The 14,698-nt window shown below is 69.6% G+C and carries 12 protein-coding genes; 1 reads left to right on the top strand and 11 read right to left on the bottom strand.

Annotated elements, in window-relative coordinates; translation table 11 throughout:
* Positions 1-41 precede the first annotated feature (41 nt).
* A complete protein-coding gene (locus tag KIT86_RS07340) occupies positions 42-947 on the top strand; it encodes a LysR family transcriptional regulator (protein WP_297396768.1) in 906 nt (301 codons plus the stop codon).
* Here the strand turns inward: KIT86_RS07340 and KIT86_RS07335 are convergent, their stop codons facing one another.
* The 11 genes from KIT86_RS07335 to KIT86_RS07285 form a co-directional block, all read right to left on the bottom strand.
* Positions 948-2,402 carry an FAD-dependent oxidoreductase gene (locus KIT86_RS07335; protein ID WP_297396766.1) on the bottom strand — a complete coding sequence of 485 codons (1,455 nt, stop codon included), beginning with the start codon at positions 2,400-2,402 and terminating at the stop codon, positions 948-950.
* A gap of 2 nt (positions 2,403-2,404) precedes the next feature.
* A complete protein-coding gene (locus KIT86_RS07330; RefSeq protein WP_297396763.1) occupies positions 2,405-3,379 on the bottom strand; it encodes a tripartite tricarboxylate transporter substrate binding protein in 975 nt (324 codons plus the stop codon).
* Between the two features lie 32 nt (positions 3,380-3,411).
* Entirely contained in the window at positions 3,412-4,386 is a 975-nt protein-coding gene (locus tag KIT86_RS07325; protein ID WP_297396760.1) for a tripartite tricarboxylate transporter substrate binding protein, read from the bottom strand.
* Entirely contained in the window at positions 4,383-5,285 is a 903-nt protein-coding gene (locus KIT86_RS07320) for a sugar ABC transporter substrate-binding protein (RefSeq protein ID WP_297396757.1), read from the bottom strand. The genes KIT86_RS07325 and KIT86_RS07320 overlap by 4 nt, the downstream gene beginning before the upstream one ends.
* Before the next feature lie 16 nt (positions 5,286-5,301).
* Positions 5,302-6,024, bottom strand: a complete 723-nt coding sequence (locus tag KIT86_RS07315) for an SDR family oxidoreductase (RefSeq protein WP_297396755.1) — start codon at positions 6,022-6,024, stop codon at positions 5,302-5,304.
* Between the two features lie 88 nt (positions 6,025-6,112).
* Positions 6,113-7,891, bottom strand: coding sequence for a thiamine pyrophosphate-binding protein (locus KIT86_RS07310; protein ID WP_297396752.1), 1,779 nt, complete (start codon positions 7,889-7,891; stop codon positions 6,113-6,115).
* Between the two features lie 28 nt (positions 7,892-7,919).
* A complete protein-coding gene (locus KIT86_RS07305; RefSeq protein ID WP_297396750.1) occupies positions 7,920-9,380 on the bottom strand; it encodes an aldehyde dehydrogenase family protein in 1,461 nt (486 codons plus the stop codon).
* On the bottom strand, positions 9,380-9,769 hold the full coding sequence (locus tag KIT86_RS07300) for a cupin domain-containing protein (protein ID WP_297396747.1): 390 nt from the start codon (positions 9,767-9,769) through the stop codon (positions 9,380-9,382). Before KIT86_RS07300 ends, KIT86_RS07305 begins: the two co-directional genes overlap by 1 nt.
* A 22-nt stretch (positions 9,770-9,791) precedes the next feature.
* A complete protein-coding gene (locus tag KIT86_RS07295; protein WP_297396744.1) occupies positions 9,792-12,326 on the bottom strand; it encodes a branched-chain amino acid ABC transporter ATP-binding protein/permease in 2,535 nt (844 codons plus the stop codon).
* Positions 12,327-12,337: 11 nt separating this feature from the next.
* The gene (locus tag KIT86_RS07290) at positions 12,338-13,213 is read right to left on the bottom strand and encodes a branched-chain amino acid ABC transporter permease (RefSeq protein WP_297396741.1); all 876 of its coding nucleotides are present in this window, start codon (positions 13,211-13,213) and stop codon (positions 12,338-12,340) included.
* Positions 13,214-13,282: 69 nt separating this feature from the next.
* Entirely contained in the window at positions 13,283-14,545 is a 1,263-nt protein-coding gene (locus KIT86_RS07285; RefSeq protein WP_297396737.1) for an ABC transporter substrate-binding protein, read from the bottom strand.
* Positions 14,546-14,698 lie beyond the last annotated feature (153 nt).

Raw genomic sequence — 14,698 nt, 5'->3', positions numbered from 1 at the left:
ACCTTTTCCTTGAATGCATCTTCAAGCAAAATTTGAAAATCATGAAAGCCCTGCAGGACCTGGACATCTTCGTGCGCACCGTGGACAGCGGCAGCCTCTCGGCCACGGCGCGCGCGCTCGACCTCACGCCGGCGGCCACCAGCGCGGCGCTCAAGCGGCTGGAGGCGGAGCTGGGCGTGCCGCTGTTCGTGCGCTCCACGCGCAGCCTGCGGCTCACGCAGCAGGGCGAGCGCTTCCTGGCGCAGTGCCGCCCGGCGCTGGAGGCGCTGCAGCAGGCGAGCCAGCAGATCGGCGCGGGCGAGCAGGCCTTGCAAGGGGTGCTGCAGCTGGCCGCGCCGTCCGACCTGGGCCGCAACCTGATCCTGCCCTGGCTCAACGAGTTCCAGGACCTGCACCCGCGGGTGGATGTGCGCCTGCTGCTCTCGGACAGCGTCACCAACGTCTACAGCAACCCGGTGGACGCGGCCTTTCGCTACGGCAAGCCGCGCGATTCCAACCTGGTGGCCCTGCCGCTGGCGGCGTCGCACCGGCGCGTGCTGTGCGCCTCGCCGGCCTACCTGGCGCGCCACGGCGCGCCCGCGACGCCGCACGAACTCAGCGGGCACGACTGCCTGTGCTTCATGCTGCATGGCGAGGTGCACGACCGCTGGCGCTTTGCACGCGGGGATGGCGAGCCGGAGGTCACGGTGCACGTCAAGAGCGTGAACGTGTCCAACGACGGCGACGCGGTGCGGCGCTGGGCCCTGCTGGGCAAGGGCATCGCCTACAAATCGTTCTTCGACGTGGCCGAGGACCTGGCGCAAGGCCGCCTGCAGGCGCTGTGCACCGACTGGATCACCGAGGCGGTGCCCCTGTTCCTCGTGCTGCCCAGCCGGCGCCAGCTCACGCCCCTGATGCGCTGCCTGCGCGATTTCATCGCCGAGCGCACGGCGGCCCTGGCGCCTTAGTCAGCGCGCCGCCTCGGCCGCGAAGCGCCCCGCGCGCCGCCCCGACACGAAGGCCCAGGCCAGGTGGTGGCCGTGGCCCTTGAGCAGCAGGCCGCCCTGCCCCGTGGAGCCGGCCGCGTACAGGCCGGGCAGGGGCTGATCGCCGGTGCCGAGCACGCGGTGCTGCGCGTCCACCATGAGCCCGCCTTCGCTGTGCACGAAGACCGAGCGCACCGGGCCCAGCGCCACATAAGGGCCTGCGCCCAAAGCCCGCACCCCGCCTTCGGCGGCGCTGCGTGCGAGCGCGGCCGCGTCCATGCCCAGGCGCTGCGCCAGGGCTTGGAGCGTGGGTGCTTCGGTGAACACGTCGGGCCGGTTGCGGCGGTAGTCGGGCACGTAGGCGTAGGCCACGCCGGGCGCGGTGGACACGAAGTCGGGCCAGGCCGAGAAGCGCTGCGCGAGCGCGGCGTCGATCAGGATGTAGCCCACCTTGTCGGGCTGGTCGGGCAGGCGCCAGGCGGGGCGGTCGCGTTCGTCGCCAAAGCGCTCGCCGCGCCGGTTCACCAGCACCGCGCCGGCATCGAACAGGCTGGTGGAGGGTGCCAGGGCGGTGGTGAGGAACTTCATCAGGATCGGCCGCAGGATCGCCGGCGGCACGCGCTCCATGGCCCACTCCATCGTGACGGCCAGCCAGCGCCAGGGCGGCAGGCGGCGCACGAAGGTTTCGCTGGCGGGTGCGATGAAGCGGATCTCGGGACCGAGCGCGAGGTCGCCGTTGACGATGCGCGCGCCCAGGGCTTCGCCCAGGCGCTGGCCGTCGCCGGTGGCGGTGAGGTTCACGCCTTCGACCTTGGCTTCCTGCGGCCCCATGAAGCGGGCTTTGAACTCGGGGCCGTTGGTGAAGTCGCCCGCGGCCAGCACCACGCCGCCGCGCGCGAGAAAGCGCAGCGGGCCCGCATCGACACCGGTCACGCGGCCGTTGTCCTGCACGAGGGCGTCCACGCGCGTGCCGGTGCGCAACTGCACGCCCGCGCGCCTGGCCCGCCGCGTGAGGTGGTAGATGAAGGAGCGCGAGTTGGGCAGCACGTTGTGCATGCGCGGCTGGCGGTGCGGCGGCTCGGGCATGGGGCCCATGAAGCGCACGCCCGAATCGAGCAGCCACTGGAAGGTGGCGGGGATCTCGTCGCAGAGCACGCGGCGCAAGGCGGCGTTGTCGCGCCCGGCGAGGTCGCCGGCGAAACCCGGCATGTCGGCCCAATGGTCGGCGGGCGAGTCCACGATGCCGCGCTTGCGCTGGTGCGGCGTGCCGCTGGAGCTCACGGAGCCGATGGACCACGCGGTGGAGCCGCCGGGCTGCGGGTTCTTTTCGAGCAGCACCACGCTGCACCCGCTCTCGCGCGCCTCGATGGCCGCGGCCAGGCCCGCGCCGCCGCCGCCGACCACCACCACGTCGAAGGTTTCTTCCTGCCGCGCCACGTTCAGTCGACTTTGATGTTGGCGGCCGTGATCACGGCGTTCCACTTCACCGTCTCGACCTGGTTGCGCTTGATGGCGTCGGCCTGGGTGCCGCCCAGCGCCACCACGCCTTGCGACTGCCAGCGCTCGATCAGGTCGGGCGCCTTGAGCACGGCGTTGATCTCGGCATTGAGCTTGTTGACGATGGGCGCGGGCACGCCGCTGGGCGCGGAGATGGTGTACCAGGGCACGGAGGAATAGCCCGCCACGCCGGCCTCGGCCACGGTGGGCACGTCGGGCAGGCTGGGGTCGCGTTTCGTGCCGGTGACGGCGATAGCGCGCACCTTGCCGGTCTTGAGGTGCGGGTGGGCCGTGCCCAGGCTCTCGAACAGCAGCTGGATCTGGCCGCCCAGCAGGTCGGCCATGGCCGGCGCGCCGCCCCGGTAGGGCACGTGCACGTAGTCCACCTTGGTCATGTAGCGGAACAGCTCGGCCGCCATGTGCATGGCCGAGCCGTTGCCGGCGGAGCCGTAGCTGAGCTGGCCGGGCTTGCTCTGGGCCAGCGCGAGCAGTTCTTTCACCGAGTTCACCGGCAGGCTCTGGTTGACCAGCAGCACGCTGGGGCTCTCGGCCACCAGGACGATGGGCTGCAGGTCCTTGGCGGGGTCGTAGCGCAGGTTGTTGTAGAGCTTGACGGCGCCGTTGTGCGCGATGGTGGCGAGCACCAGGGTGTAGCCGTCGGCCGGGCCTTTGGCCACGCCCTCGGCGCCGGTGTGGCCGCCGGTGCCGGGTTTGTTCTCGATCACCACCGGCTGGCCCAGGCGCGGCTGCAGGCGCTCGGCCACCATGCGCGCGAGCATGTCGGCCGGGCCGCCGGCGGCGTAGGGCACCACGAGCTTGATGGGCCGCGTGGGGTAGGCGTCCTGCGCCAGCGCAGGCAGGGCCAGCGCACACAGGCCCAGGGCCAGCAGCGTTCGTCGAAGGGGGTTGTGGGTCATGGGGCTTGTCTCCGGTTGTTCTGGTTCTGGGTTCAGTCGAGCTGCAGGTTGGCCGCTTCGATCACGCGGTTCCACTTGACGGTCTCGCTCTTGAAGAAGGCGGCGGCTTCGGCCGGCGTGTTGGGCGCGAAGTTCAGGCCCAGCTGGTGGTAGCGGGCCACCACCTCGGGCGAGGCGAGCACGCGCTGCACGTCCTTGTTGAGCTTGTCCACCAGGGCAGGCGGCATGCTGGCCGGCGCGGCGAAGGTGAACCACGAGGTGCCGCTGTAGCCGGGCACGCCGGACTCGGCGATGGTGGGCACGTCGGGGAAGCGCGGGTCGCGCTTGGCGCCGGTGACGGCGAGCACGCGCAGCTTGCCGCCCTGCACGTGCGGCAGGCTGGAGGACATGTTGTCGAACATCACCTGCACCTGGCCGGCCATGAGGTCCACCAGCGCCGGGCCGCTGCCCTTGTAGGGCACGTGGCCCATGCGGGTGCCGCTGGCGAGTTCGAACAGGGCCGTGACCATGTGGATGGAGGTGCCCGCGCCGGCCGAGGCGTAGTTGATCTTGCCGGGGTGCGCTTTCACATCGGCGAGGAAGTCGGCGAAGGTCTTGTAGGGCGAGTTCGCCGGCACCACCACGATGTTGGGTGCTTCGCCCAGGATCAGGATGGGCTGCAGCTCGGTGGCCGGGTTGTAGGTGAGCTTCTTGTAGCTGGCGTAGGCGGCGTGGATGCCGATGGTGCCGACCATGAGCGTGTGGCCATCGCCGGGCGCCTTGGCCACGAACTGCGCGCCCAGGTGGCCGCTGGCGCCGGGCTTGTTCTCCACGATCACCGGCTGGCCGTACTGCGCCGAGAGGCGTTCGGCCAGGATGCGCGCGAGGATGTCGACCGCACCACCGGGCGCCAGTGGCGCCACGATGCGCACCGTCCGGCTGGGGTAGTCCTGCTGTGCGATGGCGTTCGCGCCACCCAGCGCGAGCAGGCCGGCCAGGGCCAGGCGGGCGAGGGAACGTCGTTTCATGGGGTCGGTCTCCGGAGTTGTTCGAGGGTGATCACGGGGCGCTGCTCGTAGGGCAGATTCCACTGCTGGCAGTTGCGGGCGTCCACGATCTGCACCGGCAGCTCGATGCGCGCGGGCACGGGCTCGCCGCGCAGGTGGCGCACGGCGCATTCGGTGGCGAGGTAGGCCATCTGCATGGCGTTGAAGTCGGCCGTGGCCAGCATGCGGCCGGCGGCGATGGCGTCGATGGCCTGCGGGATGGCGTTCACGCCGACCACGGTGGCCGTGCGGCCCGCGGCGTCGAGCGCGTCGAGCACGCCCACGGCCATGATGTCGTTGGCCACCAGGCAGGCGTCGGGGCCGGCGTGGCTTTGCAACCAGGCTGCGGTGCGCTCGCGCGCCACGTCGCGCGCGTAGTCGCCCGCGAGGGTGTCCACCACGGTGATGCCGGGGAACTCGGCCACGGCTTCGTGGAAGCCGCGCAGGCGCTCGTTGCTGGTGTAGGACGCGGTGGGCCCGCTCACGATCAGCACGCGGCCCTGGCCCTGCAGGTGGCGCAACAGGTGGCGCGCGATGGCCAGCGCGAGCGCGTGGTCGTCCGAGCTCACGTAGGACACGCTGGGCGCGGCCTCGATCGGGTTGACGAAGCCGACCATGGGAATGCCGGCCTCGACCACGCGCCGGATGGCCGGGTCCACCTCGGTGGCGTGCACCGGCGAGAACACGAAGGCATCGGGCAAGGGCCGCAGCGCGAGCGCCTGGGCGATGAGCTCGCGCTGCTGCGTGGGGTCGTCGGGCGTCTGCGGCACGAAATGCAGCACCTCCACGCCGCCCAGCGCGGCGGCGGCGCGCTCGGCACCCAGCCGGGCCGCGCCATAGGCGGGGTTGGTGAAGTTCTTGGTGAAAACGGCGAGCTTCATGGCGTGGGGTCGGGCCTCAGACCATGCCGCCGTTGGGTTGCACGATCTGGCCGTGCACCCAAGACGCCTTGTCCGAGGCCAGGAAGGCCACGACCTCGGCCACCTCGTCGGGCTGGCCCACGCGGTTGAACGGGCTCAGGCCCGCCGAGCGCGCGAGGGCCGCCTCGTCCTTGCCGGCACGGAACAGGTCGGTGTCCACCGGCCCGGGCGCCACGCCGTTGACGCGCACCTTGCGGCCCGCGAGCTCCTTGGCCAGCGAGCGCAGCAGGCTTTCCACGGCCGCCTTGCTGGCCGTGTACGGGCCGCCACCCGGCACGCCCACGCGCACCATCGAGGTGGTCAAGGCGAGGATGTTGCCGCCGTCGGCCACGTGGCGCGCGGCGGCGCTGAGCACGTGGAAGGCGCCGACGATGTTGACCTCGACCAGCTTGCGAAAGCTGGCCGGGTCGAACTGGGCCAGCGGCCCGGGCGGCACGTTGATGCCGGCGTTGGCCAGCACGCAGTGCACGGCCCCGCCGAAGTCGCGCGCCACGTCGGCAAACACCTGCTCGACCTGGGCGGCGTCGCAGATATCGACCTGGTAGCCCTGCGTGCGCGAGCCCCCGATCTGCTTGGGCAGGCCGGGTGCGCTGCTCACAGAGGTGTAGGCCACGTCGTAGCCGCTTTCGGCCAGTTTCTGCACACAGGCCGCGCCGATGCCGCGCGTGCCGCCGAATACCAGTGCTGTCTTCTTGCTCATGAGGTCTCCAATGCGGTCGAGTCGAGATGTCGTATCCAGGGCCACCGAGGCACCGGCTTTGCCGGGCCTCTGGCGGCGCAGGGGGGTGTCATGCCTTCCACGGCTTGCCGTAGATCGGTTCTTTGAACGGAATGGGCGGCAGCTGCCAGGTGCCGGTGGACGGCGGTCGCACTTCGGCGTCCACGTGCACGTCGATCACGCAGGGGCGCTTGTTCTTCAGCGCCTGCTGCACCGTGGTGCCGAAGTCCTGCGGGCGGGTGACGGTGTAGCCGTCGGCGCCGCAGGCGCGGGCCCAGGCGGCGAAGTCGGGGTTGTAGCGTTCGCCGGTGGCGCCGTTGTAGAAGGCGGTGCCGATTTCGCGGCCGTCGAACAGGCCGTACTGCAGGTCGCGGATCGCGCCCCAGGCGAAGTTGTTCCAGACGATCCAGACCACGGGCAGGTTGTGTTCCACCGCGGTGCACAGCACATAGGGCGCCATGGTGAAGCCGCCGTCGCCGACGACGGCCACGCAAGGCCGATCAGGTGCAGCCAGGGCCGCGCCCATCACGCCGCACACGCCAAAGCCCATGCTGGAGTAACCCCAGCTGTTGAGCATGCTCTGCGGGCGTTTGGCCTGCCAGAACTGCATGAACCAGTTGTGGTGCACGCCGGAGTCGAGCGCGAGGATCACGTCGTCGGGCAGCACCTTCTGCAGCGTGCCGACCACGAACTCGGGCCGCAGCGGGCTGGTGGAGTCGCCGAAGTGCGGGCGCACGAAGGCTTCCCACTGCGCCTGCCAGCCCTGCACCTCGGCCAGCCAGGGTGCATAGCGGTCGGCCGTGATGCCGGTGCGCGCGGGCAGCGCGTTGAGCAGCTGGCGCGTGAAGACCTGGACGTCGGCGATCACGCCCAGTGTGGGCGCGTAGTTGCGGCCCAGTTCCTGCGGGTCGATGTCCACGTGCACCAGCCGGGTCTTGGGGAAGTTCCACGAGTAGCCGTCGTGCCAGCTCGACGAGCTGCGGTCGTCAAAGCGCGTGCCCAGGGTGATGACGAGGTCGGCGCGGCGGCCGGCTTCGTTGGCCGGGTAGGCGCCGTTGCGGCCGATGAAGCCCAGCGCGAGCGGGTGGTCGCCGGCGATGCAGCCCATGCCGTTGGGCGAGGTGATGACGGGGATGCCGAGCTTCTCGGCGAGTTCGGTGATATCGGCGCCGGCCTCGGAGAGCGTGGCGCCGTGGCCGATGAACAGCACGGGCTTGTGCGCGGCGGCCAGCAGGTCCAGCGTGGCGGCCACGTCGAGGTCGCTCGCGCCGGGGCGGTGCGGGCGGTGCACGTGCGAGGGCGGCGGCAGTTCGACGTCGGCCTCTTCCTGGTAGACGTTGTAGGGGATGTCCAGGTTCACCGGGCCGGGGCGGCCGGTGACCATGGTGTCCATGGCCTGGCGCAGCGCCAGCGGCAGCATGTCCACGCGCGAGGGCTGGAAGGCGCGCTTGACCACCGGGCGCATGACCTGGGCGAAGTCGGCCTGGTTGTGTTTGTAGAGTTCCTGGAACGGCCCGCGGTTGTGCTGCGAGGTGGGCACGTTGGAGGTGATGCACAGGAAGGCCGAGGAGTCGGCCAGCGCGGTGGCGCAGGACATGACCATGTTGGCCGAGCCGGGGCCGGTGCTGGTGAGCGTGGCCACCGGCTGGTGCTTGACGCGGTAGTAGGCGTCGGCCATGTGGCCGGCGCATTGCTCGTGGCGCGGCGAGACGAGCTTGAGCTCGTCCTTCACGTCGTACAGAGCGTCGAGGATGCCCACGTTGCCGTGACCGCAGATGCCGAAGATGTACGGCACTTTCTCCTGGACCAGGTATTGGGCGATCAGCTCGCCGCCTTTCATGTTGGGCATGTCTTGTCTTCCGTCAAATCAAAAAGTCTCACGCGGTCGTGAAGGTCACAACCCGCTCTTCGGTCATTTCGTGCACAGCGTAGCGCGGGCCCTCGCGGCCAAAGCCGCTGTCCTTGGAGCCGCCGTAAGGCATGAGGTCCACGCGCGAGCTGGAGGTCTCGTTCACGTGCACGCCGCCCACTTCCAGTTTCTGCGCGGCGGCCAGGGCGTCGCCCAGGCGGTTGGTGAAGAGGCCGGTGGCCAGGCCGAAGGGGGTGGCGTTGACGCGGTCCACGGCCTGCGCGAGCGTCTGGAACGGCACGATGCAGACCACCGGGCCGAAGATCTCGCTGCAGCCCACGCGCATGCCGTCGTGGATGCGCGTGAGCAGCGTGGGCGCGACGACCGCGCCTTCGCGCGTGCCGCCGGCCAGGCAACGCGCGCCCGAGGCCACGGCTTCGCCGATCCAGGCCTCGATGCGCCGCGCCGCGTCTTCGCTGATGACCGGGCCGACGAAGGTGTCGGGGTCCATCGGGTCGCCGTAGCGCAGGGCCTGCACCAGCCGGGCCAGGCGCTGCTCCACTTCGGCCTGCAGCGACTCGTGCACCAGCAGCAGCTGCACGGAGGTGCAGACCTGGCCCGCCTTGCGGTAACCGGCGTTGACGATCTTGGGCAGGGCCATGTCCAGGTCGGCGTCTTCGCAGACGATGGTGCAGGCGATGGAGCCCAGCTCCATCTGCGTGCGGCGCAGGCCGGCGGCCTGCTGGATCTGGCGGCCCACCTCGGTGCTGCCGGTGAAGGCGAAGAAGCGCACCCTATCGTCGGCCTGCAGGTGTTGCACCACCTCGGCGCTGCCGTGCAGCACCGAGAGGAAGCCGGGTGGCACGCCCGCGTCCAGCAGCACCCGGGCCAGCAGCACGGCGGTCAGCGGCGTGTGCGTGGAGGGCTTGAGGATGACGGCGTTGCCCGCCGCGAGCGCCGGGGCGACCTTGTGCGTGACGGTGTTGAGCGGCGAGTTGAATGGCGTGATGGCCACCACCACACCCAGCGGCACGCGCAGCGTGAAGCCCAGGCGCCCGGCCTGGCCGGGGGCACCGGCCAGCGGGATCACGTCGCCCGCGAGGCGGCGCGCTTCTTCCGACGAGAGCTTCAGGGTCTGGATGCAGCGGCGCACTTCGCCGGTGGCGTCGGCCTGGGTGAAGCCGGCCTCGATCTGCATGCTGCGCACGAACTCGCCAAGCCGCTCTTCCATCAGCGCGGCGGCGCGTTCGAGCACCACACCGCGCTCGTAGGCCACGGGCGCGCCGCGGCGGAACGCGGCGTGCGCCACATCCACCGCGCGGCGCACCTGCGCGGCGTCGGCGGTGGTGAGGGTGGCCACCGGTTGCAGGCGGTACTTGTCGTGCACGGTGACGCGCGCTCCCGCGCCCTCGACCCATTCGCCGTCGAGCAACAGGTGGTGGATGGCCAGCGAGGCCGCGCCGTTGGCGGCGGTGGCAGGTCGGTCCATCAGCGCACCTCCTCGTCGTCGCTGGCGGGGGTGGTGATCACCAGGAACACCAGGCCTTGCGTGCCGGTGTTGGTGAAGCTGTGGCGCACGCCGGGCGGCACGTAGACGTAGTCGTGCGGCCGCATGAGGTTTTTCGTGTCGTCCAGCGTGAGGATGCCTTCGCCTTCGAGCACGTAGTACACCTGCTCCTGCACCCGGTGAACGTGTTCCTGCACGTAGGCCATGGGCGCGTAGCGCGAGATGCGGAAGTCCACGCGAGAACTGCCGGTGGTCTCGGGGCCGGCGAGCTCCTTGGAGAGCGCGCCGCCGAAGTGGCCGGGGTATTCCTTCCAGGGCATGTGCGCCATCTTCTCCAGCAGCAGCCGGAGTCCGGGTTGGGGGGTGGTCATGAATGAGGTCCTTCCTTGGGAATCAGAGCCACAAGATCTGCTTGCGGTAGTCGAGATCGGTGAGCAGCGGTTGCGCCGGGCCTTCGTGGAAGACGGCGCCGCGCTCCAGCGCGTAGACGCGGTCGGCCAGGGCCAGCACCAGGTCGAGGTTGTGCTCGACGATGACGATGGAGATGTGCTGGCGCAGCCGGTCGAACACGGTGAAGAGTTCCTGCACCACGGTGGGTGCCAGGCCCTCGAAGGGCTCGTCGAGCAGCAGCAGCTTGACGTTGCCCGAGAGCGCGCGCGCCACGGCCACCATCTGCTGCTCGCCGCCCGAGAGGTAGTCCGCAGCGATGTGCATGCGCTCTTTCAGGCGGGGGAAGTACTCGAAGATGCGCGCCTCGTCCCACACCACGCCGGTGCTGCCGTCGGTGGGCCGGGCCAGGCGGCCGAGCGAGAGGTTTTCCGCCACCGTCATGCCGGCGAACAGGCCACGCCCTTGCGGCACGTAGCCCACGCCGCGGCGCGCGATGTCGGGTGCGGGCAGGCCGGCGAGTTCCTGGCCGTTGAAGTGCACGCGGCCGCTGGCCGGCGGCACCAGGCCCATCAGGGTCTTGAGCAGGGTGGACTTGCCCGCGCCGTTGCGGCCCAGCAGCGCCACGATCTCGCCCTCGCGCACCTGCAGGCTGGCGTCGTTGAGGATGTGGCTCTTGCCGTAGAAGGCGTTGACCTGGGCGAAGTCGAGCACCACCGGGCGGTCGGCCGTGGCCACGCCGGTGCGGCCTGTGACCGGCGGCGTGCCGGTGCCGGTGTAGATTTCCTGCACGCGCCGGTCATCGCGCACCTGGTCGGGCGTGCCGCTCATGAGCACCTCGCCCTGGTTCATCACGGTGACGCGGTGCGAGAGTTCCAGCACGCGGTCGATGTCGTGCTCCACGATCAGCACCGGGATGTTGCTGGCGATGGTCTTCACCAGCCGCGAGACGCGCTCGCGCTCGGCGGCGGCCAGGCCGGCCAGGGGTTCGTCCATGAGCAGCACCTGCGGCTTGGAGCCCAGGGCGATGCCCAGGTCGACCAGGCGCTGGCCGCCGTAGGAGAGGTCGCCGCCGCCCACCGCTTCCATGCCCTGCAGGCCGAGGAACTTCATGAGTTCGGCGGTTTCGGCGTGGATCTCGGGGTAGCTGTCGATGTCGCGCCAGAAGTTGAACCGGGCCGCATGCCGCGCCTGCAGGGACAGGCGCAGGTTTTCCTCGATCGTGAGGCCCTTGAACAGGTTGGTGATCTGGAACGAGCGCGCCAGGCCCTGCTGGCAGATGCGGTCGGGTGCGAGCTGGTGGATGGGCTGGCCGTGCAGGCGCACGGTGCCGGCGCTGGGCGGGAACATGCCCGAGATCAGGTTGAAGGTCGTCGTCTTGCCCGCGCCGTTGGGGCCGATCAGCGCGTGGATCTGCCCGGCCTCGACGCGCAGGTTGGCGCCGCGCACGGCCTGGATGCCGCCAAAGCGCATGCCGACCTCGCTGGCTTCGAGCACCGCGCCCTCGCGGCGCTTGGGCCGCAGGAATTCGGGCAGGGGCAGGCCTTCGTAGATCTTGCGCTTGCTCATGGCCGCGCCGTCTTCGGGCGGCGGGCGCAGGCGGCGCTGGATCTGGCCCCAGATGCCGGTCAGGCCCGAGGGCGAAAAGACGATGAAGCCGACGAAGATCAGGCCGAACCAGAGCAGCCAGTTGTCGGTCCACATCGAGAACAGCTCGCGAAACAGCAGGAAGAACACGGCGCCCAGTGCCGGGCCGAGGAAGCTGTGCATGCCGCCGATGACGACCATGGCCAGCAACTCGCCCGAGAAGTGCACGGCCGTGGACTCGGCCGCCGCCAGGCGGTGCAGGAAGACCATGAGCGAGCCCGCCAGGCCGGTGACGGTGGCCGAGAGCACGAAGGCCAGCAGCTTGTAGCGCTCGACGTCGTAGCCCTGGAAGGTGGCGCGCTGCTGGTTCTCGCGGATCGCCACCAGCACGTGGCCGAAGGGCGAGCGCACGATGCGGTGCAGCAGCACCAGCACGGCAAAGCCGATCAGCGCGGCAAACACGTAGTAGCTCAGGTGGCTGTTGAGGTCGATCGGGCCGAGCGTGGCCCGCTCGATGCCGCCCAGCCCGCCCTCGCCACCGGTCAGGCTCGTCCAGCGAAACGAGATCGCGAAGGTCAGCGCGCACAGGGCCAGCGTGAGCAGCGAGAAGTAGACGCCGCGCCGGCGCAGGATCAGGAAGCCGACGATGAGCGAGAGCGCGGCTGTGAACAACACCGAGAAGAGCATGGGCATCAGCATCTGGTTCTTGAACCAGTGCAGCTGCGCCAGGCCCGCGGCGTAGCCGCCGATGCCGAACCAGGCCGCGTGGCCGAAGGAGACCAGGCCGGTGTAGCCCACCAGCAGGTTCAGGCCCATGGCGGCCATCGCGAGGATGACGACCACGGTGGCCGAGTCCAGCGTGAGGCCGATGGCCTGGAACACGAGGGGCAGCAGCACCAGGCCGAGCGCGCCGATCCACAGGGCGCGGTGTTTGTTTTTCAGGAAAGCAGGCATGGTGGGGGTTCTCATTCGAAGCGCTCGATGCGCTCACCCAGCAGGCCGCGCGGACGGAACATGAGGACGAGGAACATCAGCACGTACATGGAGGCCTCGCTGGCCGCGGGCATGAAGTGGGTGGTGATGCCGCGCACCACGCCCACCAGCAGCGCCGCCGCGACCACGCCCCAGAAGCTGCCCAGGCCGCCGATGACCACCACCACGAAGGCGACGGTCATGATCTCCATGCCCATGGCCGGGTGGACGATGGCGATGGGGCCGAACAGCACGCCGCCCAGCGCGGCCGTGGCCACGCCGAGCACCACGATGGCCGTCATGTAGGGCTGCAGGCGGATGCCCAGGGCCGCGACCATGTCGGGCTTCTGCACGCCGGCGCGCACCACGCGGCCGAAGGCGGTCTTGTGCATCAGCAGCCAGATGCCGGTCATGACCACGATCACCACGCCCAGGATGAAGAGCCGGTACTTGGAGAGCATGAACTCGCCCAGCATGACGTTGCCCTTGAACTCCGGCGGCATGTTGGAGGCCAGCGGGGCCGAGCCCCAGATCATGCGCAGTGCCTGTTCGGCGACCAGGGCCAGGCCGAAGGTGACCAGCAGGCTGAGGATGGGATCGGCCGAGTAGAAGCGGCGCAGCAGGTAGCGCTCGAACACGATGCCCAGCAGGCCGACCAGCAGCGGGGTGATGACGATGCTGGGGCCGAAGCCGATGTGCTGGATCACCTCCAGCGACAGGTAGGCGCCCAGCGCGTAGAAGGCGCCGTGCGCCAGGTTGACGATGCCGCCGACGCTGAAGATCAGCGACAGCCCCAGCGCCAGCAGCAGGTAGTAGCCGCCGAGCACGAGGCCGTTGACGACCTGCTCGAGCAAGAAGACGATTTGCATGGGATTCCGGACAAGGGGAAGGCGCCGGCGCCCAAGAGGCGCCGGCCGGTGCGGCCGCTCAGGGCGCGCTCACATCTTGCAAGCGCTCTCCGACTTGGGCGGCGCGAGCTTTTCCAGCGGCTCGTTGGCGGCGGGCACGGCTTCGCCGAACTGCAGGAAGTCCTGCTTGTTCCTGGCCTGGCCCTTGGGCTTGACGGTGAAGGGATAGGCCTCCTGCATGAGCTGGTGGTCCCAGCTGCGGAAGTAGGCCTTGCGCGCCTTGAGCACGTCGAACTGGGCCTCGGACTCGAAGTAGGCGATGACCTTGTCGGTGTCGGTGGACTTGGTCTCGCGGATCGCCTGCGCCAGGATCATCAGGGAGACGTACTCGATCCACGCATGGTTCTCGGGGATGCGGCCGTACTTCCTGGTGAACTTCTCGACGAAGGCTTGCGAGCCCGGGGTCTTGAGCTCGTGGTGCCACACGGTGGGCCAGATGCCGCCCAGGTTGCCTTCGCCAGCGGCCCAGGCGTCGGCCGTGTTGAGGTTGAAGCCTGCCACCGGGATCTGCAGGCCGAACTCGGCGTATTGCTTGACGAAGTTGGTGACCTGGTTGCCGCCCAGGTTGGTGGCGATGAGGTCGGGCCGCGCCTGGCGGATCTTGATCATCTGCGAGCTGAAGTCGGTCAGGTCGGTGGGCACCAGTTCGTCGCCGATGACGGTGCCGCCGTTGGCGGCGAAGAAGCGCTTGGCCTGGCGCGAGAGGTCGTGGCCGAAGAGGTAGTCGGAGGTCAGCGCGTAGATCTTCTTGCCCTTGACCAGGCCCTCGCGCAGCAGCGCCTCGCCCGCGGCGTTGACCATCACCGTGACGGGGATGTCGACGTGGAAGGTGTAGCGGTTGCAGTCCTTGCCGCGCAGCGCGTCCGAGCGCGCGCCGATGCTCATGAACAGGGTCTTGTTGCGCGCGGCGACCTGCGAGATGGTGAGCGCCGAGGCGGAGTTGATCTCGCCCATGAGGAACTGCACCTTGTCGCGCTCGATCATGCGCTGCGCCTTGGTGGAAGCGGTCTGCGGGTTGACCGAGTCCTCGCTGATCAGCTCGATCTGGCGGCCCAGCACGCCACCGGCGGCGTTGACCTCTTCCACCGCCATCTTGATGCCCTGCACCGCGTAGTCGCCCAGCGCGCCGAGGAAACCGGTGAGCGGCGTGAGGTGGCCCACCTTGATCTTCTCGGCCTGCGCCACGGCCAGCGTGGGCAGGCCCAGCGCCGCCGCCCCGGCCACCACGGCGCCGGTCTTGAGCATCGTGCGGCGATGCGCCGAAGCCACCTCTGATTGCGTTTTGAGTTCCATGCGCTTGTCTCCTGTTGTTGGGGTCTGACGGTAGGCAGGAGGGATCATAAGAAGGAGCTTCTCAGAGGGAAAATACTGTTTTCCGAGATGGGCTATCGCTTTTGCTTATAGGCGTTTCCACTATGCTTGGCGCTCCCCAACGGAGACAACGGC

The sequence above is a fragment of the Hydrogenophaga sp. genome, assembly GCF_026125825.1.
In the GTDB taxonomy this organism is placed as follows: domain Bacteria; phylum Pseudomonadota; class Gammaproteobacteria; order Burkholderiales; family Burkholderiaceae_C; genus Hydrogenophaga.
The sequence above is the reverse complement of the archived record's forward strand: the minus strand, read 5'-3'. Positions and strand labels throughout refer to the sequence as shown.

Excerpts from the sequence above, each read along its gene's own strand:
- KIT86_RS07300 (WP_297396747.1), bottom strand. The coding sequence starts at position 9,769 with ATGACCACCCCCCAACCCGGACTCCGGCTGCTGCTGGAGAAGATGGCG.
- KIT86_RS07320 (WP_297396757.1), bottom strand. The coding sequence starts at position 5,285 with ATGAAGCTCGCCGTTTTCACCAAGAACTTCACCAACCCCGCCTATGGC.
- KIT86_RS07305 (WP_297396750.1), bottom strand. The coding sequence starts at position 9,380 with ATGGACCGACCTGCCACCGCCGCCAACGGCGCGGCCTCGCTGGCCATC.
- KIT86_RS07285 (WP_297396737.1), bottom strand. The coding sequence starts at position 14,545 with ATGGAACTCAAAACGCAATCAGAGGTGGCTTCGGCGCATCGCCGCACG.
- KIT86_RS07330 (WP_297396763.1), bottom strand. The coding sequence starts at position 3,379 with ATGACCCACAACCCCCTTCGACGAACGCTGCTGGCCCTGGGCCTGTGT.
- KIT86_RS07315 (WP_297396755.1), bottom strand. The coding sequence starts at position 6,024 with ATGAGCAAGAAGACAGCACTGGTATTCGGCGGCACGCGCGGCATCGGC.
- KIT86_RS07325 (WP_297396760.1), bottom strand. The coding sequence starts at position 4,386 with ATGAAACGACGTTCCCTCGCCCGCCTGGCCCTGGCCGGCCTGCTCGCG.
- KIT86_RS07290 (WP_297396741.1), bottom strand. The coding sequence starts at position 13,213 with ATGCAAATCGTCTTCTTGCTCGAGCAGGTCGTCAACGGCCTCGTGCTC.
- KIT86_RS07295 (WP_297396744.1), bottom strand. The coding sequence starts at position 12,326 with ATGCCTGCTTTCCTGAAAAACAAACACCGCGCCCTGTGGATCGGCGCG.
- KIT86_RS07310 (WP_297396752.1), bottom strand. The coding sequence starts at position 7,891 with ATGCCCAACATGAAAGGCGGCGAGCTGATCGCCCAATACCTGGTCCAG.
- KIT86_RS07340 (WP_297396768.1), top strand. The coding sequence starts at position 42 with ATGAAAGCCCTGCAGGACCTGGACATCTTCGTGCGCACCGTGGACAGC.